Consider the following 22,598-nt stretch of genomic DNA (forward strand, 5'->3'; position numbering starts at 1 on the left):
CCCCAAGGGAAAGCGTATATCTGATTATAGTGTTGATAACATAGGGTTTATTGAAGAATGGATGAACACTCTTCCACGTAAAATCTTAGACTACCGAACTCCAGAGGAGCTTTTTGAAAAGTACCTCGATGAGATCTATGCAGCTTAAAAATTCAAGGGTTCAAATGGAAAAATAAAATTAGTTCAATTTGTTATTGCAATTTATCAAGTATATTTTTATGTAAGGAATGATTAACTAGATGAATATTCAGATTTTTGGCACTAAGAAATGTAATGATACTAAAAAAGCTCAGAGATTCTTTAAAGAAAGAAGAATAAACTTTCAGTTTATAGATTTAAAAGAAAAAACACTAAGCCATGGTGAACTTCAAAGTGTAAAAAAAGCTGTAGGCCTTGAATACCTTATAAATAAGTCATCTAAAGACTATAAAAAGTTAAACATGGATAAAATAAGAGGCGCCCAAATACGTGAAGAAATTCTTCTTAAAAACCCTTCACTATATGTAACACCTATCGTTAGAAATGGCAAAGAAGCCACAGTAGGTAATAAACCTGAGATTTGGAATCAATGGATTAAGGCTGACAAATAATATACTTATTAACTCTAGCAATATTTGCTTCACCAACAAATAGCGAACAGAGAAAAACGAATAGTAAAGGACAAAATTCGTAGCGCTACGCGTATGAATTTTATTTAATAGAGGATATATGCTCCAAACCTCCATAATTACATAATCAGAAACTTTATTGTCAGCTTAAAATATATAAACTATTCTCTGTTCGTTATTAGTTATTCACCGCACTACAAATAATGATTTATAGAACAGAATGCATTACACATAATACATTTATTTTATCTAGTGTCCTCTGTGCTTTTCTTTTCTCTTCTGTTGCTTTAACTCAAACATTCTCTGTGCTCTTTCTTCTTTACGTTCTTTTCTGGCTCTTTTTCTTTCAGCCTTGTTTTCTTCATACTGCTCTTTAATAACATTTTGTGCTTTTGTTCCAATCCCCTTATTTTTAGCTTCTTTTTTAATTTCTCGCAAAACACGTTTAGGGTTTTTCTTTTTTGCAGCAGTTTTCTTGCCTCCATCAAGTTTTACTTCCTTTGGCTTAAGCTTATAAAAATTTCTTTTAATAAACTCAAATACCTCAACATCTGTAGGCTCTGCTCCAAATGTTACTTTACTTACACTATAGCTGTTACCATCATGGCATTCAAAAACACCAATCCAGAATGGATTCTCAAACATAACTGTAAGCTTAATTTCCTTAATCATATGTAGTTCCTCCTGAAAAATAAATTTCAGAGAACGGACAACCCAGGAGGGCAGGTTACTGCAGCACTAAATTAAAGTAGATTAGAGATATGAACTAATCTCTTATATAAAATATAAGTGCTGGTTCTGACTACCGGCAGAAACTGTGTTTTTATCTCTTATTTTATATTATATACTTATTTCTTAATTAAATGAATACTGCAAATTTGTGCCAATAAAATATGCTAAATCCTCATTATCAAAATGCCATGTACTCATAAGTTTATCAGGTAAAACCAATCCATCTTTAGATGTATAATTATCATATACAGCAGACCATTTTCTTCTTTCAAGTGTTCCATCATTTTTTGTGATACTTCTGAAATCTGTAGAAAAGCTTCTTACCATACCTCTATCATCAAAATTATATACCCCACTAACTACAAGATTATGATCCTTTACAGTTACTTTAACTGAGTTATTATTAACCTCATCAAATTGAACAGTACCATTTAAAAATTGAGATGGCATAAATATTAATTCACCAAGCCAAGTAACATTGTACTGTTAGATTCCTTTATTAAATACTTTCTAAAACAAATAAGCCTGCATCACTGATTTTGATGCAGGCTTATTGTAATGAAAATAATCATGCTAATACCTTACACTGTAAGACAATTCTCTGAATGCTTTTAACTGACAGAAAATACTTTTCTGCAAGCTCGCTTGTCTTCATGCCATTCTGATAATCATTAAATATATTTTCATTTCTTTTATTTAACTCAGCTTTAGTGGAAGTATTGCTTCCCCACTGCTGTCTCTTTTCATTCTTTCTAGGAATATAAATACATTCCCCATCCACATAATTTTGTATAAGTTCGATAAGTTCCTGTGGCAAAACTTTCTGTGCCTTTCTATAGCTCATAATGCCCTCCTAAACAAATTTACTGTCTAGAAATAGCAAAAGCCAATGTAGGAATTTGTCCTCTTATATTGAAGTTGCACTAAGGAGTTTCATCCATAATTCATTATTATGATATCTTCATTCATAATTAGTGAAAAACTTCTCATTTTTCTAAATGTATTTACTAAGTTCGTTATACTATATCTTTGTTTACAAATCGATACATAGGCTCCTGCTATGCATTAAATATAGGTTCAGTCATTATAGTGTCCTCCTTCTTGTTATATTATACAACTATTATACCAAATTTTTATAGTATGTCTACAAATCACATTAATGGGATATCTTCTATATGAATAATCATGTCATTCTTTACTTTAAGTTTTGCAGCATTCTTTTCACCCTCAACATAGATACTGCTATCTTTACACATCTTCTGGATTCTGCTTCTTGTAAATTTAGTATTATCTGCTAGTAACTTGTCCACTCTAAGATCCTGTACACAATTAGTCTTAATAGTTATCTCAATATCTTTACAAGTGAAATCAATATCCTTGTTTTTCTCTACTCTATAATTTACATCATCAAATACAACTTCAGCCTTGTTTCTGCTATAAGCACTTAAATCAAAACCATATTGTACTGCTAGTTCTTCATCATTAGCCGCGAACTTTTCGTAAAGTTGTCTATCTATATCAGATGGATTAATCCTTTCATAAATTGTCATATTCCATGTTGACTTGCATTTTTCACACTGGTGAATAAGCCACACATCAATATTATTTTTATTGGCATTAACTCTGAATTTCTTTGTATTAATAAAGTTAGTTTTACACTTACACTTTGGACAATTTCTTTTAACAACCGGTAAATTTTCCGCAACTATATTCCATACGTATTTTTGACTGCTGCTCATTTCTGCTTCCCCCTAGATTAAAATATATTAATTTTAGGATGCAGCAGAAGCCGATAACAATTATTTTAAATATTGAATGTATATTGTATAGTTTATAATGTATAATTTCGGATTGAACTTCTCTTTCAGAAGTTCCAAAGCCATTGCATAAGGGAACGTGCCAAATCAGAGATTTGGAATGCCTGCTTAAACCAGGACGAATTCCTCTTTAAAACTCTTTTTTATCATTAAGCTATTCTAAAAAAAGGTTTGGAGACATGTCTCCATTTCCTGAAATTCAAATAAATATTGCGACAGCTTCTGCTACGCAATAGTAAAAGGTTCAGTCATGTCATATACCTCCTGCTCATATTTTCTATAATTTATGTTACTATGCCGTTATAAAAAAATAAACCTCATAGTCTCTTAATAAAAAACTATGAGGTCTATATTTATTGAACTATATGTTCTAGATCTTCCAGAATTGAAGATAACATCTCTTTCTTAGATATAGAAACTCATTCTAATACTATTTCCAACTAATGATTTCATGTTATCATCATTTAAGTTTTCATAGGTGTAAAGTGCATTATCTAGATCATTTATACTTTCTTTAATATTAGCTTATAACTAGATTATCCACTATACAATATCAGTTACTTAATTAAGTTATATGTTGTTCTTATTACATCACATGAATTCTTGTAATCCTTAAGTTCATCATCTGAAAGATTAAGTTCATAAACATCTTCAACTCCATTTTTTCCGATTATACATGGAGTACTTGCAAAAATTCCATTTTCACCATACTGACCCTCAAGAAGTGTACTTGCAGGAAGAACTGTTTTTTCATCATGGAACACTGCATAAACTAGTCTTGCAAGAGTTGAAGCTATACCAAACTCAGTAGCATGCTTTCCTTTAAATGTTACCCAGCCAGCCTTTTTAACTTCATCTAAAATTGCAGGTTTATCTAACTTACCAAACCTGTCAGGATCCTCTTTTTCAAGCTGTGATAAAGGTTTTGCACCAAAAACTACATTTGACCATGCGGCTATCTGTGAATCGCCATGCTCACCCATTGTATATGCTGAAATTGCTTTAGGATCAACACCTGTTTCTCTTGACAGTACTGTTTTGAATCTGCAGCTATCAAGTCCAGTACCAGTTGCAAATACTCTGTTCTTAGGGAATCCTGTCTTTTCCCAAAGATATCTTGCTATTACATCACAAGGATTGGTTATAACTATAAATATACCGTTAAATCCAGCTGACACAACTCTATCTGCAAAACTATCAACTACATTAGCACTGTACTGTACCTCATCAAGACGGCTTCCAGTTTCAGTGATCTTTCCAGCACTAAGAACTACAATATCACAATCAGCAAGATCCTCATATTCACCATTAACTACATTAATCCTATGTGGTAGATAACTAAGACTGTCAATCAAGTCCTGCCTCTCACTTACTACCTTCTGCTTGTTAATATCCACCAGTACAAGCTCATCAACTATTCCTTGAGTTGCAAGGCTAAAAGCTACATGTGCCCCAACATGTCCAACTCCTATAATTCCTACTTTTCTTAATTTTACACTCATTTATATAACCCCCAATATAATATTTTATTTTAAGTTTTATTACTTATTGCTTAACAAATTTAAATATTATTGAATTATTTCTAATTATTCGAAATAGTTCTTATTAATTTAATATATTAAACCTTTGCAATTTATTATGCAAGAGTTAATCGACTTTTTTTATAGAAATATAAAAAATAAACTTCATAATCTCATCTGAGACTATGAAGTTTATCAATTATTCTGGATATATAAGTCTTTCTTCAGTTATATTTTCAAGAACTTCTGTTAAGAACTTCTTAGATATAAAACGTGCCATTGGTAAATTCATATCTAGGTAGTTACCGCAGTCCTTAGCAGCTGCTCCTGGAACTTCTCCTTCAAATTCAGACATAAATCTGTAAAGTTCAGTTACTAGAGGTACTATGTCTTTTGACTTTAAGTCTCCTGCTAATATCAAATAAAAACCAGTTCTGCATCCCATTGGTCCAAAGTATACAGTCTTGTCCTTATAGTCCTTGTGGTTTCTTAAATAAGTTGCAGCTAAATGCTCTATTGTATGCATTTCTGCAGTATTCATAACTGGCTCCCTGTTTGGAGCAGTCATACGGATATCAAATGTAGTTATGATTTGTCCGTTTATATTGTCCTGTCTTGAAACATAGATTCCAGGAAGTAATTTATTATGATCAATTGTGAAACTTGCTATCTTTTCCATGTTCTATCACTCCTATTCTAATATTACACAGATACTGATTCAGTATGTATATAACTTCTTTACTCTGATAATTTATAGTATATATTTATTCATTTCAAAAGTCCATCAAATTAATATATTTATCTTCATATTCTGTAACTGGAATCGGTTTAGAATAAAAATAGCCTTGAATATAATCACATTGTAAATCTCTTAGGAAATCACGCTGTTCTTGAGTTTCAACACCCTCCATTATAACTTTAATTCCTAATCTTTTAGCCATATGTATTACTGACGAAATAATTATCCTACTTCTTTCAACCATACTTCCCCTTGGAAGAAAATTCATATCTATCTTCAGCATATCTATTGGAAAGTCCTTCAATGCATTAAGCGAAGAATACCCACTCCCAAAATCGTCCATCAGGATAGTAAATCCAGCTTTATGCAAATCTTCAATAATCATTAGCATCATTGAGGGGTTTGTCATATATGCACTTTCTGTAATCTCTAAATGAAGATATTGCGGTGCTATACCATATTTATTAATAAGTTTTAAAAGCTTATGTACAAGATTAGGATTATAAAGGCTTATGCGTGATACGTTTACTGAAACTGGATTTATTTTTTTGCCTTCATCAATCCACTTTCTCAACAGTATACAAACCTGCTCCCACATATAATAATCAAGGTCAGCTATAAATCCATTTTTCTCAAAAACAGGTATAAATATATTGGGTGGTATCATACCTTTCTTAGGATGTATCCATCTTACAAGTGCCTCTGCACCACATGCTTTTTCATTATATAAATTAACTTTAGGCTGTAGAAAAACAGTAAACTGTTTCTTATCTATTGCAGTATGCATATCATGAATAATTTCCATTTCCCGTCTTTGAATTTTTTCTTCTTCGTCATCATATACTTCATAGAAATGCTTTATATTATAGCGACACTTTTCAGCTGCAAGAGCCGCTTTAACATTAATATCTTCCATGCTCTTAGATGAATCTGTTATAATACACACACCCATCTTAAAATGAAGCAGGTAATCCTGACGGTACTTATTAAGCCTTTCATTTGCATTTTCAAGCTTTTTATAGAATTTATCCTCATCATATGGGATACAGAAACAAAACTTATCGGCATTCACTCGTCCATAGGTACATATTGGATAATCTGATACAACTTCCTTAATTATTTTAGCAACATATTTTAAAAGATTATTTCCTTCTTTTTCACCAAAATCAGAGTTATACAACTTAAACCTTTCAATATCCAATTGTACAAAAGCAAACTGTATCTCAAGATGTTCATCAATCATTTTTCGTGTATTACTAAATACCTTTTCTCTATTGAAAAGACCAGTAAGAGAATCATGTTCTGAAGCATATCTAAGCTTTTCATAAAGAGCAATATCTGTTCTTGTCATAAGAATAACTCCATTCTCCTTGTCAATAAATCTTATTTTCCCATTTTTCACAAAAATAGCAGCAAAACATTCAAAATATAAATTAGAAAATTTATTTATTACTCCATTTAAAATATTCTTGTCAGTCAAATCCCTATTAAAAAAGTAAGCTATTATTTCACCAGTGTCCTTACGTTCTATAAGTCTACACTCAGTTTTTATCCATACCATTTCATTAGTTTTTCTGAGCATTGCCCAATATGATTTAGAAATTTTTCTTTTTCCTTCACTGTAAGACTTCTTAAGAGACTCTATTGAAAAATCGTTTATCTCTCCTTTTGATAAACTTATCTCTTTAAAAGCCAATTTTAATCCAGTTTCTAAATCATTTGGTAGTTCATCTATCTTAATTTCATAATCACGTTTTTTCGAAAAAACTTCCTCAATCTTCTCTTTAGTTATATTAAAACACATATATGACATAGTTGATGTATCTATATCATCAGGAAATATTCTTTCACTTACTAAGCCATAATTTCTTACATTAATATTATCCCCTAGCTCTGATTTATAATATATCACATCATCTATGCAATTAAGATTATGCACTGTTTTAGTCGATAAATTTATAGTCCGAGCAGTTATATCATTTTGATTCAGCGCAAGACTAAAATATTTCTGCATATCGCTTTGATCACTATTTAAAGAATCATTTAACAATTATAGCCACCACACAAAAAAGATTCCTAAAAATATTCAAATACACTCAATTAAATTATGCCTGTTTTTTCTACTTTTTTCAACATTTTTTTGAATAATTTATTATCTTAATAATTTTGTTCTTTATATTTTAGCTTATTCTCACTTTTCTAAATTATCTTATTAAAAAAAGCTTGAAAAATATATTTCAAGCCCTTATAGTAAAATATTTATTATCATTATCTAAATAGTTTCGTGCATCTTTTAAAAAGCTTACAGTTATAAGCAAAATTACAACGCCTATTGGAAATGCCGCTATAATGCTTACAGACTGTAAATTACTCATAGAACTGTCCGAAAATACAAGTGCTATTGTCAAAAGTATCAAAACTAGTGCAGCACAAGGCATCGTATTAATCATCGAAATTATCACTCCATATAAATCACCTGATTTATTATAAGAAGCAATAAAATTAGCAGCACCAGAAATCTGTTTACCAAGTGAATATGTATATATCATACATGTCACAACAAGAATAACTATTGTAACTGCATTACGACTTAACTGAATATGAAAAACAACATTAATTATGCCTGCCATTAATGGTGTAGCAAGACTAAAAATTGTGGCAGTTCCAGCCAGTAGAGCAAATACAGCCAATAGATCTATTAACCTTCCAAGAAGTCCATTCGTATGTTTTCCTAATATAGGGCGACATGCTTCTGAATATTTCTGTCTTTTTCTTTTACGAACATGAAGCATGAAACCAAAAGAAACAGCCAGTATTAAATAAAATCCCCAGGGAATCAGACTCCAGTGAAACAATGGATATACACTTGCCCAGTCCTGAATACTCCCAAGATCTTTAATGTGTGGGTGAACAGCATACAAAAGCCATTCTGAAAATGAATAAAACAAAATATCAGCTGCCAGACCTGCAGTGAACATCATAGAACCCCAGACAAAAAATGAGTACTTAGGTTTCTCATGAGGATTTCCCAGCACAATACTGCCATATCTTGAAAATGCCACGTATATAGATATAAGAAATATGCCAAGACCTATAACAAGATAATACACACCAAAAGTATCACCAAGCAAAAAACGTATTTTACCAAGAACTGCTTTTGACAAATCTGGTTTCACAATAAATAAAATGCATAACAGTAACATAAACGCAACATGTATCTCCGTTGTATCGAATACAGGAAGAGATGAATCACTCTGCTTAATCAGAAGTCCAATTTCTGTGCAGCCAAGGATTACACCTTCTGCTCCCTTTTCCTTCATATCATTAATTATTCTTACATATTTCTTTTCTTAATCTTCGTTAATCTTACCAACACATAATTCATCGTAAATAACTCGATTAACTAGTTCAATATCATCCTTATTTAGAATCATAACATCTATGCCGTTATCAATTATTCTATCCTTATAAAAATCCTCAGTCATTGTGTACTTAGTTCCAAGAAGTGCTACCTTCTAATTATAGTTCAACGCTTTTAAATGTCAATTTATACCTTCTTTCAAACAAAATATGTGCTATATCAAATATCTTTATTTTAACGAAGATCTTAATCAAAGAAGTATCGTTAAAAAGATAGGCGTACAGTAAAACTAAAATCCGGCTTGTTTAAGTTCATCCATCATAGCAGGTCTTCTTTTATATTGCATCTTCCATATATTGGCAATTTTCTCAACTTCTATTTTCCCACCCTCATATTTTGATACTTTCTTCAAATACCTCATCAAATTTTTATATCCGCGTCTATCACAAACTCTTTCAGCTTCTTTTATTACATAATTTATATAAACATTTCTTGTTCTTTCAGGCAGTTCCTTACTTAAAACATTCTCATACTGATCCAAATCATCTATTGTACCACTATGTATAATTTCATATAGTAACTTATCATAAAGTGATTCTAATGCTAAGAAAGAAAACCTTACTGAATTTATTAGTCTAAGATTTAATATTTTTTCTCTATACTCAATCCATTCATCGTTATTACATGCTACTTTCAGCATTTTGATATATTTTAAATCAAATTGTTGACAAGAAAAAACCTGATAGCATAATTCCTTCTTATATTCTAATGTATTACCTGTCCTTTTATAAATTTCAATCAGCTGTCTACTATAATTTAGAACTAGATTAAAATTATCTTTATCTATGTTCTTACTTTCTTTAAGCACTTCAATTGCTTTATCATACTGTTCTTTGGATAAATATTCTTCAATCTCTAATTCTCGAATTGCTGAGAAATTCCTATACTTCTTTTTATATTTATCAATTTCAACTTGAGAGTAACACAAATCTTTCATAATATTTATACGCTTTATAATAGCATTTTCACATCCATAATACGGAGAATATGTACTTCCACAATCAGTCTTATTTTCATATTTTTTAATGATTTTATCAAGTTGTTTAAGCTGTTCTCTCATATATTTATCGTCACAAAATTCATCTTTCAAAAATCCCTCAATATATTCTCCTAGATAATCTGTAACGTAATCCTCTTGATGGGTCTCAAACCATTTATGCATATATTGTTTTTGTGCTTCATCTGCTTTGTAAAGAATCTGTTTCCAATACTCATAGCATCTATTAGCAATATACGATGTTTCGTCATCAGAGTCATCAATATCTGTATTTCCAACACAATGAAAAACATAATTTGTAAGTTCAAATGCCTCCTTTAAGCTATTTTTCTCAATAAGAATGTCAACTTTTTCATCAAGAAAATTCTCCATTTCATTAATAAAATCTGAGGCATTACTCCAATTAACATAGCCATAACCATCAGAATTATTCACAGCTATTTTATCAACTTCATTTTTTAGCTTTGTCATCACTTCATCGCTCACATTATCAGAATATTTAATCATAAAATAATTACGCAGTGAATCATTTTCATTAGCTAAATCAAGGACAATCTTTCTAATCTCATTTTCAGGAATTTTATCTATAACTTTTATAAGTGCTTTCTGATCACGTACCTCTTGTTTTGTCATTAGATTAATAGAATCATACTTAAGATTATCTATAGCAAATAAAGCTGCCGCCATATGCTTGCAGTATGTACCATCTTCAGCATAAGGACAACTACAATACATATCAGTCACTGAACCTCTATTAATTCGTATTTCAACATCATAAGATTCACTACCCTCCACAATTGCAGAATAGCCAGTATCTGTTACTTTTAGCTCTGATACATTTCCATTTTGAAAGTAATCCAAGCCACGCTCTAATATAATACTTTGAAACAAATCCTTCCAATACTCCATAGTATGCATACCTGCTTTCTTTGTATATTAAATCAATTCCAGTTTAACTATATTATACAACTATCAACAAATAATTATAAGTATATCTATATCACGGTAAAACACTTTACTTCAATTAGTATATTTCCCAAACTGTTTCCACATATGTCGAATTTGCACATTGTATGTATCAATTTGATATATTGCTCAAATAGTTATAGCTTTATGTTATAATGTCTTTATATTATATAGGGAAGGTGTTACGGGGTTTGACTACACTAAATTTGAAAAACATTGATGCAAAGACAATTATTAATAATGATTCGTCAATAAAAAATGAAATTCTTAGAGCTACTGAAAAAGGCTTTATTAATAGAAACTTAGACGGTAATTTAGCTTTAACACCAAAGCTTATTATTAATGACTACCTAAAAGGGACAAAAGTATTAAGTGAAATCATTCGCGAACTTAAAAAATGCGAAGAATTCTATATTTCAGTTGCATTTATAACATCTAGTGGACTTGTACCGTTGCTAGAAACTCTAAAATCATTAAATGATAAAGGTATTAAGGGGAAAATTATAACTACTGATTATCTTAACTTTAGTGAACCTAAAGCATTAAAGAAGCTTTTATCATTTTCAAATATTGAAGTAAGAGTTTATGACAAAGAAAACTTTCACACAAAAGGATATATCTTTAAATATGCTGATTATTATAAGGTAATTGTAGGTAGTTCAAACTTAACTCAAACAGCGCTCACAAAAAACAAGGAATGGAATCTAAAAGTTTCTTCATTAGATGAAGGTTCACTAACGCAAGATGTCATAACAGATTTTAATAAACTGTGGAATGACGCAAATGAGTTAACGCTTGAATGGATAAAAACTTATGAAGAGATATATAAAAAGCAAATCGAATATACCAAGAAATCAAAAGTTCCAAGTATAAAACAGTACAAATTAAGACCAAATAAAATGCAGATTGCTGCTATAAATAATCTATCAAAGCTTCATGAAAATAATGAGCATAAAGCGCTTCTTATATCAGCCACAGGAACAGGAAAAACATATTTATCCGCATTTGAGCTTCGAAATTATAATCCTAAAAAAACTTTATTTGTAGTTCATAGAGAACAAATTGCACTTCAAGCCTTAGAAAGTTATAAAAATGTGTTTGGTGACTCAAAAACCATGGGTATTTTATCTGGTAGCAGAAAAGAGATTAACAGAGATATTGTTTTCTCTACTATACAGACTTTATCTAAAGATGATATCTTACACAATTTCAAAAAAGATGAGTTTGACTACATAATCATTGATGAAGTTCATAAAGCAGGTGCAGCAACATATCAAAAAATAGTTGAATACTTTACACCTGACTTTCTTCTTGGAATGACAGCCACACCTGAAAGAAGTGATGATTTTGATATATTCAAAATGTTCAATTATAATATTGCCTACGAAATAAGACTTAAACAGGCTCTAGAAGAAGATCTTTTATGTCCATTTCATTATTTTGCAGTATCTGATATATATGTTAATGGTGTCTTACTTACTGATAAATCCGATTTTAAATATCTCGTATCTGAAGATAGAGTAAATCATATTATCGATAAAATTAACTTTTATGGATACTGTGGCGACAGAGTTCAAGGCCTAATATTTTGCAGTGATAAGCATGAAGCACATGAACTTTCAGACCTATTCAATCAACGTGGTTATCATACTCTTGCATTAACAGGAGATAGTTCTCAAAAAGAAAGAGAAGAAGCCATCGAAAGACTGGAACAGAAAGAATTGGAAAACTCACTCGATTATATATTCACAGTGGACATTTTTAATGAAGGTGTTGATATTCCATCTGTAAATCAAGTAGTAATGCTTAGACCTACTCAATCATCAATAATATTTGTGCAACAGCTTGGTAGAGGTCTTAGAAAGAATAACTCAAAAGAATATGTTGTTGTCATAGATTTTGTAGGAAATTACGATAAGAACTTTTTAATTCCTGTTGCCCTTTCTGGCGATAGAACATTCAACAAAGATACTTTAAGAAAATATATATCAGAGGGTTCAAGAGTAATTCCTGGCTGTTCTACAATTAATTTTGATGAGATTTCAAAGAAGAAGATCTTTGATTCAATAGATAAAGTCAACTTTAATGACATAAAAATGATCAAAGAAAGCTATAAGCATCTAAAACTAAAAATAGGTAGGATTCCACACCTTCAGGACTTTGATGACTATGAATCAATAGATCCTTTAAGAATTTTTGATAATAAGTCACTTGGATCTTACTATGTTTTCTTAAAAAAATACGAAAAAGATTATACTATTGAACTAAACGATACAGAAAAGTTATTTCTTGAATTTATATCAAGAAAATTAGCTTCAGGCAAAAGACCTCATGAATTAATATTATTAAAATCAATACTTAGTGGTAATAACAACAATTTAATGACTCACTTAAGTAAAGACTTAAAAGAATTATATAATATAGATTTTACTACACTAACTAAAAATAATGTTGTTAATGTAATGACTAATGAATTTCCTACAGGTTCAGGGAAAAAAACTTATGCAAAATGTGTCTTTTTAAAGAAAGATAGAAATGATTATGCTGTATCAGATAATTTTAATGAACTTCTTAAAAATAATGATTTTAAAACTATAGTTTCTGAACTTATTCAATTTGGAATATCTAGATATGAGAAAAACTATAGTAATAAATATATGAATACATGCTTTGAACTTTATCAAAAATATACTTATGATGATGTTTGCAGAATATTAGAATGGGAAAAAGGCGAAGTTCCTCTTAATATTGGAGGATATAAATTTGATAAAACAACCAAAACATATCCTATATTCGTTAACTATGATAAACATGAGGATATCAACGATACAATTAATTACGAAGATAGATTTATATCAGAATCAAAATTAATTGCTATATCTAAATCAGGAAGAACAGCTTCATCTGATGATGTAGCACAAGTATATAATGCAGAAAAAGATAATGTAAGCATCTATTTATTTGTAAGAAAAAATAAAGATGATAAAATCTCTAAAGAATTCTACTTTATTGGAAAGATAAAGGCTGTTGGTGAACCTCATGAGTTTACAATGAAAAATACAACAAAAACTGCCGTAGAAATACAATATCAACTTTTAACACCTGTAAGGCCTGATATTTATGAATATATAACATCTTAACTCTTAAAAAAGGATTAAATTCTATGCGTGAATTTAATCCTTTTTTAATCATATTATTTTAAAAATTTTTCTTTAATACTATTTACCACTGCAACATCTGCTGGAATCCATTTTTCATTATCTATTTCATCAAGAGTAACCCATTTAACGCCATTATGCGCATTTAGATGTAATGTACCACCTGATATATTACATAAATAGCAATGCATTGTTAAATGAAAGTTTGGGTAATCATAATCAACAGTAGTTAAAAACTCTAGATTTTCTATATCAAGTTCAAGTTCTTCCTTAATTTCTCTATGAAGAGCCTCTTCTCTCTTTTCACCAGGTTCTATTTTTCCACCCGGGAATTCCCACATATCAATAAACTCCCCATAACCTCTACGAGTTATAAAGAATTTATCATCTTTCTTAATAACAGCAGCAACAACCTCAATTATCTTCATATGTACCTCACCTCTATATAATTATACTATTTATCAACATCTAGAACCATAGTAATAGAAATCTTAAACTAAAATTATAGTAACTATATAATTTAAATTACTGCTTTATATATAGTTTATTTGTATCATAATAATAAGATAAGAATCTTAGAAATATTTCCTTTAATTCTTCTTTTTCCAGCATAGGTGCCATTATAACTGGATAGCTTTTATTAAATTCATAAATTATTCTTCTACCTACACGTTCGTCTTTACCAAGATCATCTCTTCCAATAATCTTGGCCTTCATTACTTTTGACAAATCAAGTTCATCTATAATTTCAAGTATATTCATAATAAACTTATCATTTCTGAAGATCTCATATTTTATCATGTAATTATATAGATCAAGATTCTCTACAATAAGTTTATAAAATTTATTTTTTTCACTATCTTCTTTAATATTATCCTCAACATACTGGGCACCTAGAATACATTTATATATGTAATTTTCCCAATCAAATTTCTTAAGTACAATATTATTAAAATTGTTTATACTTTCAGTAACATTTGGATATTTTTCTATGATATATTTAGATTTTTCACAGCACATAAGAGAATGCCAGAATGTTTCGTTAAGATAAATATCCCTATCAAGATTTATATAGTTTTTTGAAATAACATCAAATGCCTTTAAAAAGAGTTCCTCACGATTCTTTTCATAACCAACACCCATATAAATAGGAAAATCTGGAGCAGATTTCAATTCTATAATTTCATCTGAGAAGTATTCATCATTATATTTAATCTTATCTTCAAGAAAATCTTTATAAAATTGCTCATTATTTTTGTATCCGCTTTTTAAAAGCCTAATTTCCATTTTGTTGTAACCTCCAAACTGCAGAAGAATATTTGTCTAATATTTTATCTGATATAGCATATATCACTTCATCAATATTGTCATAGTTAACTACATCAACCATCTTTCTCTTCATAAGATTATACAGTTTAACGTCTAACGCATCATAAGGCACCTCTATCTCATTAATTTCGACTTCATCATCATTTTCTTCACTATTGTTTTGAATAAATCTATAAAGTGCTTTCTGCAATCCCATATAAACATAAGGATTATTAAGTGCCTGCCCATATGAAGAATTGGCGAATTGTAATTCTTTATTTTTATACACTATTACTATAGTTTCACTTGATAATTGTATTTTAATATCCGACTTTAAAGTTTCATCAACTTTTTTTTCAAAAAGATCTAATGGTTTCTTTATACTTCCATCGAATACTACTGTATTAGAATAGCCGAGAAGAGCATTCTTAGGCACAACTATTTCATCTTTAAATTCACTATAAAAGGAATTTAAATCTTCATTATCAGCAAAATTTATTTCTTCTTTAGATTGTATAAACAATTGAATACTTGTCCTTGAGCTAAGTGCAAGTCTTGATTTAGGTATTTCTAGAGAATTCTGTTTTATCCCAATAGGATAGAAACTATTATCTTTTGATTTAATAATCAACAATAATTGAGCTTGTCCATGAAGTAACAGTTTCTTAATAAAATCCGACTCTATATTATACTTAATATACAGCTTATAATTCATTGTATTTTCGTCAAGATTAATGGACAGCATAAAATCATTATATTCGTAACTATCTGATTTATAAGATAGCACTGGATATGGAAAATTTGCATCTTTATCAAAAATCATATTTTATACCTCCACATAATAGATAAATTTCAATGCTTTATTATAATTTTCTTTAGTACTTATCTGTAGCTGGACTATACCTTTATTAATTGAAGCATCTTTAATTTTGTTCTTTATCACTTTAAGTTCGCGACCTGATGCTCTATCTATTACAGACTGATAATTACCATTTAAATCAAAAGTATCCTTGCTTTGATCTCCTGAACCATCAACTTCAGATAATGAGATATCACAGTAAGTTGCCTTCTTAACTTCTTTAGCTTCAGTAAAATCAAATTTAAGATATTCTTGATTATTAATAATCAATCTTTCTACAACATCTGGTTTTGTTTTAAACACAGAATTTTTCTCAATATCTTCTGTATTCGTAGTTGGATCTTCTTTTGTAATTTTCTTTACTGCTTTCTGTTTCTTTTCTTTCTTCTTATGCTCAGTTTCTTTACTATTTTTAGAATCAGTTTTTTCTTTTTTTGCTCTAGTAGTTATCTCAATTATTTCTTTTTCTTTAATGCCACTTTTTAATTTAACCCTATTAATTGATTTAGATAACTGTTGTTTAAACTGATTATCTATAACATATAAAATATCACTTGTATTCATTTTTCCATCTGTCGGATTATTCTTGTTCATTTCTTCTTCTATGACCTTGGCAATCTCTTTAGCTAGATTATTCAAAAATCTCTTAGCATTCTTCTGCAATTTTTGATCCTTAATATGTTCAAAAGTTAATTCTGTATGAGACTCATTTTCTAATGACTTTAAAAATGAATCTTCTATAATAGATTTTGGTATCAACACTGCGTTAAATGGCTTATTAGCATTACCAATTATCTTTTTATCCTCAATCTTCATACCAATAGTTCTTATTATTCCAACTCTACCCTTTGTTATCTCTTCATCATAATTAAAATACAGCATAAATTCATATTCATTTTCACGATCTTTAATAGAGAGTTCTCTTGGCACTATATTTTTATAAGTTGTAAAATAAAGAGGAGTAAATTCTTCTTTAATTTCAGAAGTTTCCTGTACATAATACTCATTATTTAATATGTAATCTTCTATTGTTGTTTTATCAATAATCTTATCATTTACATTTACAATTAACTTGTTCTGTAAAACTGCTATAAAGAAATTATCACATATACTTTTGATTATTTCTTTTTCATCATTAAACTGACTTCTCAAAAAAGGAATTATAATTTTAAGTCCTCTGGTATCTTTTGAGAAGATACCTCCAAAGTTGTTTTCAAAAGGATAAAACTTCGTAGTAGTATCATCTAGCTGCTTAATATTAGTAAAATATCCTGTTGATCTATAATATTTATCTTCATATTTATGTTCAATTAACTGAACAGTTCCTCCAAGATGTCTATTTCCATCTTCATCGCAGTTAGCAAAATACATCATGTATAAATCAGAAGCTGCATTAGAAGCAATTTTTCCTATACCATGAGAACCACCTCTTGATTTTTCATGATCATCGTCGCTATCTTCAGAATGCACTCCTTTATTGTAAGCATAAACACTCCATGTATCTTTGTCTGAATTACTTTGTCCATTTTTTGCACCTGCTAATCCTTTAGTATTCTCATCTTCAAATGAAATATAAGGCACTAATTGTACATTCATTTTATTTTTCATATAGTCTATTGTTTCTCTAGTATATGAATTTCGTCCTTCTAAACATAGTATTCTTTCTTTGATTTCACCTAGTCCTGGGATTTCTTCATCTTTTACTTTGCCAGTCCTAATAGTTATCTTGACGGGTTCATTAATACCAGGTAATTTCCCATCCAAAGAATTTTGAACATTTTCTCTTACTAGTCCTGCTATCCCAAAATCATAGAACTTTTCTAAAACCTTATTAAAAGAAGATTCCTCTATCCCTGGAATAGCAGAAAATCTCCATAGCTTATCATTTATTTTCCCCATGGTCACACCTTTTCCTTATTTTTTTAACCTTGTAACTTACCAGCATAAACTGCAGTATCAATATCTTTGTGAGCTACTAGAACAGGCCAATAAAACTCAGCATCTCTCCAACCATTCTCTTTTCTACCATTCTGCCTCATAAGCATAAGAGTAGGCTCACTTATTGCCATCTCTTTGGCTGATCTTAGATCATAATCTCTATTGTATGGCATATCTGAATAATACCTTGATGTTTTTCTTAACCTACTTATGTTTCTATCTACTCCACAGTACACATTTACATATTCTTTTGATAAATAATTTATTATCGCTATAAAACCTTTTTCATCTATACATTCATCATTTTCTATTTTAATAGTTTTATATATTAGTTGGATAATCTCAATAGCCTCTTCCTTTGAAACTCTATACATTCCCTTCAATTCTCCATTGTTTCTATATTTAAGAATACTATCAATTCTGCTAATATTCTTTTCTATATTGGTTTTACAACCAGTTTGGAAACCCACAGGTGTTGTTGTCTTCCATTCTTTGATAATCTGCGTATTACTAATTAATATTTTCTGTGGTGAACAAGGAATTACTCTTCCATCTTCGTCTTTGCTAATAAAGATAACACCTTTATTTAACTTTCCTTGCTCAAAATCTTCTCTTAACTTTGAGTCAAATTCATTTATTTTCTTCATACGATTATATAAATCTTTTGTAGTATAAAATCTAGTAACAGACAAATCATTTTTACTTCTGTACCCGTACATTCTTGAATGCTGTAATACCGTATCCTGCTGCATTTTTTGTGGGTTTCTACCATAATAAAATCCTATAAGATTTGATATTGTGATTCCTCTATCTAATATCTGTCCCCCAATAAATATATTAAGTGGTGTTCTAAGTCTTAATTGTCCATCATCATCTAGTAATGCATTTATATCATTCTCTGAATTTACAATTACTTTACTTACCCATTGATCTTTAATTGCTCTTATAACACAACTCTTTACTTCTTCAAAAATTGGAATTTCAAATTCATAAGCATTTATTGATTCTTTAAAATATTCATATCCTTCGTTTATAAATTGATTTAATAAGTTAGAGTCTTTCTTAGTTTCCTCTTCTAATTTTTCAAGCAATAAACTAATCATGTTTTCTTGTCTTGTATGAGCTGTTTTAGCTATCTCCGTATGAATTATAAAACTAAATTTATTTTTCTTACCCTTTGGACTCCCACCATTTTGTATTATTCTAATACATCCTCCTATAATAAAATTAATTACAGCTTTTCTTAAGCCTTGAATTTTATCACTAGTCAGAATATCTTCTTCCTTAAACTTACGTCTATCACTTGTTTTTATAATTTCTAATTCCTTATTATCAATTGAACAATACAAATACTCTCCTAAAGGATATTTTTCTCTATCGAAGTAATACTCTCCCCCAATATATCCTTCACCATAAGGTACAAGCACAGTATTTGCAGGTTTTATAGGTTTAATTTCGCCTTCACCTAAATTTATTGATTCTGGTTGTAAATATAGGGAATATGGAGTGGCTGTTACCTGTATAAACTTACAAGTTAATTCTAATCTCAATTCATTTATCTGTGATGCTATTTTTCTTAAATCAAATATCTCTGTATCTTTATTTTTATCATATCCTATACTACAGAAATCTGCTTCATCATCAATAATTAAACATTTCTTGTCCACATTAAAGGCGTATTTTTTAATAAAATTAAGCATTTTAGGTATATTGTTTTTTTCTTTCTTCACTACTATTATTAACTTCTTATCAAGTTCAAATTTTGATAAATCAGGTGGCATACACATAATGTCATAAACATCTACTAAATCATCATCCTTAAATTGTTTAAATTCCTGATTCATTCTTGCTGTTGTTTGTTTTGCTAAAGCATTTGAGTTTTTTGTTAATACTATAGCAAGATCATAATCATTATCGAATGCTAATGAAATCACCCCAATAAATGATCGAGTTTTACCGCTCTGTATTTTACCAAGCATCATTAACGGCTTATCCTGAATTTCCTCAAATTTTGAAACCACATCACATATGCAATTCCTTGTTGCTTCATTATACTCTACCTTCTTACTGCTAAAAAATTCTCCGTTTAAATCTAATTTCATTAATTTTATCCTCCTTAAAAGTAGACTTTATCTACTCTCTATAATAGCTACTTAACTTTTCATCGCATATTCTATCTATTTCAACTTTTTCTTCTCTACTTAACTTCTTCCACACAAATTTATTGAATCTCACGTATTCAATGTCATTGCATCTTTCCATGAAGTTCATTTCTTCATACTTTCCAAATGGATTTGAGAAGATATTCTTTTGAATTGCTTTTCTATCTATTTCATCATTATTGTAGATTGATTTCTTCTTTTCGGCCTGTAGTCCTCGTGATTTTCTATCACCATAGAAGTCAATAAAGTAATCAATAATATCTTCTACTGCAGCAACACCTTTTTCATCACATTCACTTAGCATTGCTTTAAGTAGCACAGGCTTATATGAGTATGCCATGTCCATCTTCTTTACAAACTCGATAAACATATCTTTAATATTTTCATTTGTTATCAGAGTCCAGCCAAACTCCTCTGCATAAAATTTAACTGTTTCTTCTTTAAAATAGTTGAATGACTTGCTGCCACATGGAACTATAAGATCAGGCTTAATTTTACCATTCTTTATATAGCTACTTATTGTTCCAGACTGCTTATTTACCATTCTTACAAAACCATTTTGTGAAATCATCTTTTTAGCTTCTTCATTCCAATTAAATAGGTCAACATGTTCGTAATCAAGCACATTTACTGGCATATCTATAAGTTCAACTGGCTTTTCACCTCTTCTTAAAAAATCTGCTTCCTTGAACTTTCTATTACCATGGCCTAAGATAAGTGCTCCTGGAACATAGTTCTCTAGGTTAAATACTCTGTGGCATGACAAAGGCATATTGAACATATTTGCATTATCTATAAAGTCAAATACAAGCAGGCAGTCCTTACCCTCTGCTTTTCTTGTACCTCTTCCAAGCTGCTGAAGATATATAACTTTAGACATTGTAGGTCTTGCCATAAATAAAACTTCTGTCTTAGGACTATCCCATCCTTCATTTAATAAATCACATGCACAGAGAACCTCAATCTTTCCTTCTTCATAATCATTAAGAATCTTATCTCTCTTCTGCTGTTTTAATGAACCTGACACAGCTTCAGCGCTAACACCATTTTCTCTAAATAACATTGCAATTTCTTCTGCATTATGTACAGATGCACAGAATACAACTGTTCTCTTACCCTTAACATATTTAATATAAGTATCAACAATTACATTATTTCTCTGAGGCACAAATAACTTACTTTCTAAATCCTTCTGATCATAATTAATACCATGTATTCTTACATTAGATATATCAATATCAGTTTTGATTCTTATGCATCTTATTTCTGATAAATAATTCTTCTTTACTGCTGTTTCAAGATCAACCTTATGAGCTATATTTTTAAACAGTTTTAAAACGTCCTCACCATCAGCTCTTTCTGGTGTAGCTGTAAGTCCTAAAGTGAAATCTGCATCAAAATATTCAAATATCTTCTTATATGTCTCAGCTGTCCCATGATGAGCTTCATCCACAACAATATATTTGAAGTCATCCTTGGAGAATTCATCTAAATTACTACTTATGCTCTGTACAGATGCACATACTACATAGGATTCTTTATCCTTACAATCCCCCATATAAATGCCACATGATACTTCCGGCCACAATTCCTTAAACTTTATAGCAGCTTGTTTTACAAGTTCCTTAGTATGAGCTATAAATAAAGTTCGCTTACCATATGATTTGGCATCTTCAACTGCCGTTACAGTTTTGCCAATGCCTGTTGCATGATATAGAAGTGCTATTGTATTTCCTTCTTTTCTTAACTTCCTTAAGCTGTTTATAGCATCTTCCTGATAATCTCTTAGTTCAAAAGTAACACCTTTAGGCTCAATTTTCTCAATATCACTCCTTGATTTTTCAGCTAAATAATCACTTAAGAATGTGTACATTTCATCTTTAACTTTGTCAGGATATCTCTTAAGCTGTCCGTCTGTCCACCTGAAAAGCTTCCAGTTATCATATATTAGTGAATTCTGTTTTAATAAATCATCATAATATTTTTCATGAGAAACTTTTCCCGGCTCATGAACACCTTCCCCATCTATTTCAACAGCCACCTTATTATTCTCTGTGACAATTGCAAAATCAATATAACGTCTTCCTCCATAGATATCATTTACTCCATATTGTATAAGAAGCTTGTCTGTTTTTTCAGGTCCAAATACATCAATAAATAAATCTAAAAATCTTTCCTCTGCACCAGAAGCCAAATGAATTTCTTTAGTGTTTTTGTTGTCTCTCATTTACTCACCCTATCTATGTTTCCTTCCTTTTTAGTTAAATTATATCACATAATAACATTTATTTTTCAATTTAGCATTTAATAACATTCTTCTAATTTGTCTTTTTACATAACAAAAAAGACCCCCTTTTTCGGAAGTCTTTATCA

The 22,598-nt window shown here is 29.9% G+C and carries 17 protein-coding genes and 2 pseudogenes; 3 read left to right on the forward strand and 16 right to left on the reverse strand.

Translation table 11 applies throughout. The features are described from left to right. Positions 1-148 (forward strand): annotated as a pseudogene (locus tag FYJ33_RS12105) (IS30 family transposase); the annotation flags it as partial. 91 nt (positions 149-239) lie between these two features. Then, entirely contained in the window at positions 240-590 is a 351-nt protein-coding gene (locus tag FYJ33_RS12110; protein ID WP_154531984.1) for an arsenate reductase family protein, read from the forward strand. A gap of 267 nt (positions 591-857) precedes the next feature. On the opposite strand, the gene FYJ33_RS12115 is transcribed toward FYJ33_RS12110, so the two are convergent. The 10 genes and pseudogenes from FYJ33_RS12115 to FYJ33_RS12155 form a co-directional block, all read right to left on the reverse strand. Beyond that, on the reverse strand, positions 858-1,280 hold the full coding sequence (locus FYJ33_RS12115; protein WP_154531985.1) for a YjdF family protein: 423 nt from the start codon (positions 1,278-1,280) through the stop codon (positions 858-860). Between the two features lie 183 nt (positions 1,281-1,463). Beyond that, positions 1,464-1,808, reverse strand: a pseudogene (locus FYJ33_RS12120) (DUF6544 family protein); the annotation flags it as partial. Positions 1,809-1,908: 100 nt separating this feature from the next. Beyond that, positions 1,909-2,184, reverse strand: coding sequence for a CD3324 family protein (locus FYJ33_RS12125; protein WP_154531987.1), 276 nt, complete (start codon positions 2,182-2,184; stop codon positions 1,909-1,911). Between the two features lie 307 nt (positions 2,185-2,491). After that, positions 2,492-3,079, reverse strand: coding sequence for a DUF1062 domain-containing protein (locus FYJ33_RS12130; protein WP_154531988.1), 588 nt, complete (start codon positions 3,077-3,079; stop codon positions 2,492-2,494). 635 nt (positions 3,080-3,714) lie between these two features. Next, positions 3,715-4,659 carry an L-lactate dehydrogenase gene (locus FYJ33_RS12135; RefSeq protein ID WP_154531989.1) on the reverse strand — a complete coding sequence of 315 codons (945 nt, stop codon included), beginning with the start codon at positions 4,657-4,659 and terminating at the stop codon, positions 3,715-3,717. 217 nt (positions 4,660-4,876) lie between these two features. Beyond that, the gene (locus tag FYJ33_RS12140; RefSeq protein ID WP_154531990.1) at positions 4,877-5,356 is read right to left on the reverse strand and encodes an S-ribosylhomocysteine lyase; all 480 of its coding nucleotides are present in this window, start codon (positions 5,354-5,356) and stop codon (positions 4,877-4,879) included. Positions 5,357-5,450: 94 nt separating this feature from the next. After that, complete coding sequence (locus tag FYJ33_RS12145; RefSeq protein WP_154531991.1) at positions 5,451-7,466, reverse strand: putative bifunctional diguanylate cyclase/phosphodiesterase; 2,016 nt, start codon at positions 7,464-7,466, stop codon at positions 5,451-5,453. Positions 7,467-7,653: 187 nt separating this feature from the next. After that, a complete protein-coding gene (locus tag FYJ33_RS12150) occupies positions 7,654-8,748 on the reverse strand; it encodes a BCCT family transporter (protein WP_328598697.1) in 1,095 nt (364 codons plus the stop codon). A gap of 18 nt (positions 8,749-8,766) precedes the next feature. Further along, a complete protein-coding gene (locus tag FYJ33_RS16880; protein WP_328598696.1) occupies positions 8,767-8,901 on the reverse strand; it encodes a hypothetical protein in 135 nt (44 codons plus the stop codon). Positions 8,902-9,066: 165 nt separating this feature from the next. Beyond that, positions 9,067-10,743, reverse strand: coding sequence for an SWIM zinc finger family protein (locus FYJ33_RS12155; RefSeq protein ID WP_206046689.1), 1,677 nt, complete (start codon positions 10,741-10,743; stop codon positions 9,067-9,069). 212 nt (positions 10,744-10,955) lie between these two features. Here FYJ33_RS12155 and FYJ33_RS12160 point away from each other — a divergent pair, with 212 nt between their 5' ends. Beyond that, a complete protein-coding gene (locus tag FYJ33_RS12160; RefSeq protein WP_154531993.1) occupies positions 10,956-13,940 on the forward strand; it encodes a DUF3427 domain-containing protein in 2,985 nt (994 codons plus the stop codon). A 53-nt stretch (positions 13,941-13,993) separates the two neighbouring features. On the opposite strand, the gene FYJ33_RS12165 is transcribed toward FYJ33_RS12160, so the two are convergent. The 6 genes from FYJ33_RS12165 to FYJ33_RS12190 all read right to left on the reverse strand — a co-directional run bounded on the left by FYJ33_RS12165 (position 13,994) and on the right by FYJ33_RS12190 (position 22,452). Further along, positions 13,994-14,386 carry a (deoxy)nucleoside triphosphate pyrophosphohydrolase gene (locus FYJ33_RS12165; RefSeq protein WP_154531994.1) on the reverse strand — a complete coding sequence of 131 codons (393 nt, stop codon included), beginning with the start codon at positions 14,384-14,386 and terminating at the stop codon, positions 13,994-13,996. Positions 14,387-14,483: 97 nt separating this feature from the next. Next, complete coding sequence (locus FYJ33_RS12170; protein WP_154531995.1) at positions 14,484-15,245, reverse strand: DUF6339 family protein; 762 nt, start codon at positions 15,243-15,245, stop codon at positions 14,484-14,486. After that, positions 15,235-16,089 (reverse strand): hypothetical protein, encoded by an 855-nt coding sequence (locus FYJ33_RS12175; protein ID WP_154531996.1) that lies wholly within the window; start codon positions 16,087-16,089, stop codon positions 15,235-15,237. The genes FYJ33_RS12170 and FYJ33_RS12175 overlap by 11 nt, the downstream gene beginning before the upstream one ends. Before the next feature lie 3 nt (positions 16,090-16,092). Further along, positions 16,093-18,024, reverse strand: a complete 1,932-nt coding sequence (locus tag FYJ33_RS12180) for a hypothetical protein (RefSeq protein WP_154531997.1) — start codon at positions 18,022-18,024, stop codon at positions 16,093-16,095. Positions 18,025-18,047: 23 nt separating this feature from the next. Beyond that, positions 18,048-20,165: a Z1 domain-containing protein gene (locus FYJ33_RS12185; protein WP_154531998.1), complete on the reverse strand. Its 2,118-nt coding sequence runs from the start codon at positions 20,163-20,165 to the stop codon at positions 18,048-18,050. Between the two features lie 31 nt (positions 20,166-20,196). Beyond that, on the reverse strand, positions 20,197-22,452 hold the full coding sequence (locus FYJ33_RS12190) for a DEAD/DEAH box helicase (protein WP_154531999.1): 2,256 nt from the start codon (positions 22,450-22,452) through the stop codon (positions 20,197-20,199). Positions 22,453-22,598: the final 146 nt, after the last annotated feature.

The organism is Inconstantimicrobium porci (genome assembly GCF_009696465.1).
Lineage (GTDB): Bacteria > Bacillota > Clostridia > Clostridiales > Clostridiaceae > Inconstantimicrobium > Inconstantimicrobium porci.

Bases quoted from the DNA above. Each gene is read 5' to 3' on its own strand.
- FYJ33_RS12115 (WP_154531985.1), bottom strand. From the start codon at position 1,280: ATGATTAAGGAAATTAAGCTTACAGTTATGTTTGAGAATCCATTCTGG.
- FYJ33_RS12110 (WP_154531984.1), top strand. From the start codon at position 240: ATGAATATTCAGATTTTTGGCACTAAGAAATGTAATGATACTAAAAAA.
- FYJ33_RS12185 (WP_154531998.1), bottom strand. From the start codon at position 20,165: ATGAAATTAGATTTAAACGGAGAATTTTTTAGCAGTAAGAAGGTAGAG.
- FYJ33_RS12155 (WP_206046689.1), bottom strand. From the start codon at position 10,743: ATGGAGTATTGGAAGGATTTGTTTCAAAGTATTATATTAGAGCGTGGC.
- FYJ33_RS16880 (WP_328598696.1), bottom strand. From the start codon at position 8,901: ATGACTGAGGATTTTTATAAGGATAGAATAATTGATAACGGCATAGAT.
- FYJ33_RS12140 (WP_154531990.1), bottom strand. From the start codon at position 5,356: ATGGAAAAGATAGCAAGTTTCACAATTGATCATAATAAATTACTTCCT.
- FYJ33_RS12170 (WP_154531995.1), bottom strand. From the start codon at position 15,245: ATGGAAATTAGGCTTTTAAAAAGCGGATACAAAAATAATGAGCAATTT.
- FYJ33_RS12190 (WP_154531999.1), bottom strand. From the start codon at position 22,452: ATGAGAGACAACAAAAACACTAAAGAAATTCATTTGGCTTCTGGTGCA.
- FYJ33_RS12180 (WP_154531997.1), bottom strand. From the start codon at position 18,024: ATGGGGAAAATAAATGATAAGCTATGGAGATTTTCTGCTATTCCAGGG.
- FYJ33_RS12175 (WP_154531996.1), bottom strand. From the start codon at position 16,089: ATGATTTTTGATAAAGATGCAAATTTTCCATATCCAGTGCTATCTTAT.
- FYJ33_RS12125 (WP_154531987.1), bottom strand. From the start codon at position 2,184: ATGAGCTATAGAAAGGCACAGAAAGTTTTGCCACAGGAACTTATCGAA.
- FYJ33_RS12165 (WP_154531994.1), bottom strand. From the start codon at position 14,386: ATGAAGATAATTGAGGTTGTTGCTGCTGTTATTAAGAAAGATGATAAA.
- FYJ33_RS12130 (WP_154531988.1), bottom strand. From the start codon at position 3,079: ATGAGCAGCAGTCAAAAATACGTATGGAATATAGTTGCGGAAAATTTA.
- FYJ33_RS12160 (WP_154531993.1), top strand. From the start codon at position 10,956: ATGTCTTTATATTATATAGGGAAGGTGTTACGGGGTTTGACTACACTA.
- FYJ33_RS12135 (WP_154531989.1), bottom strand. From the start codon at position 4,659: ATGAGTGTAAAATTAAGAAAAGTAGGAATTATAGGAGTTGGACATGTT.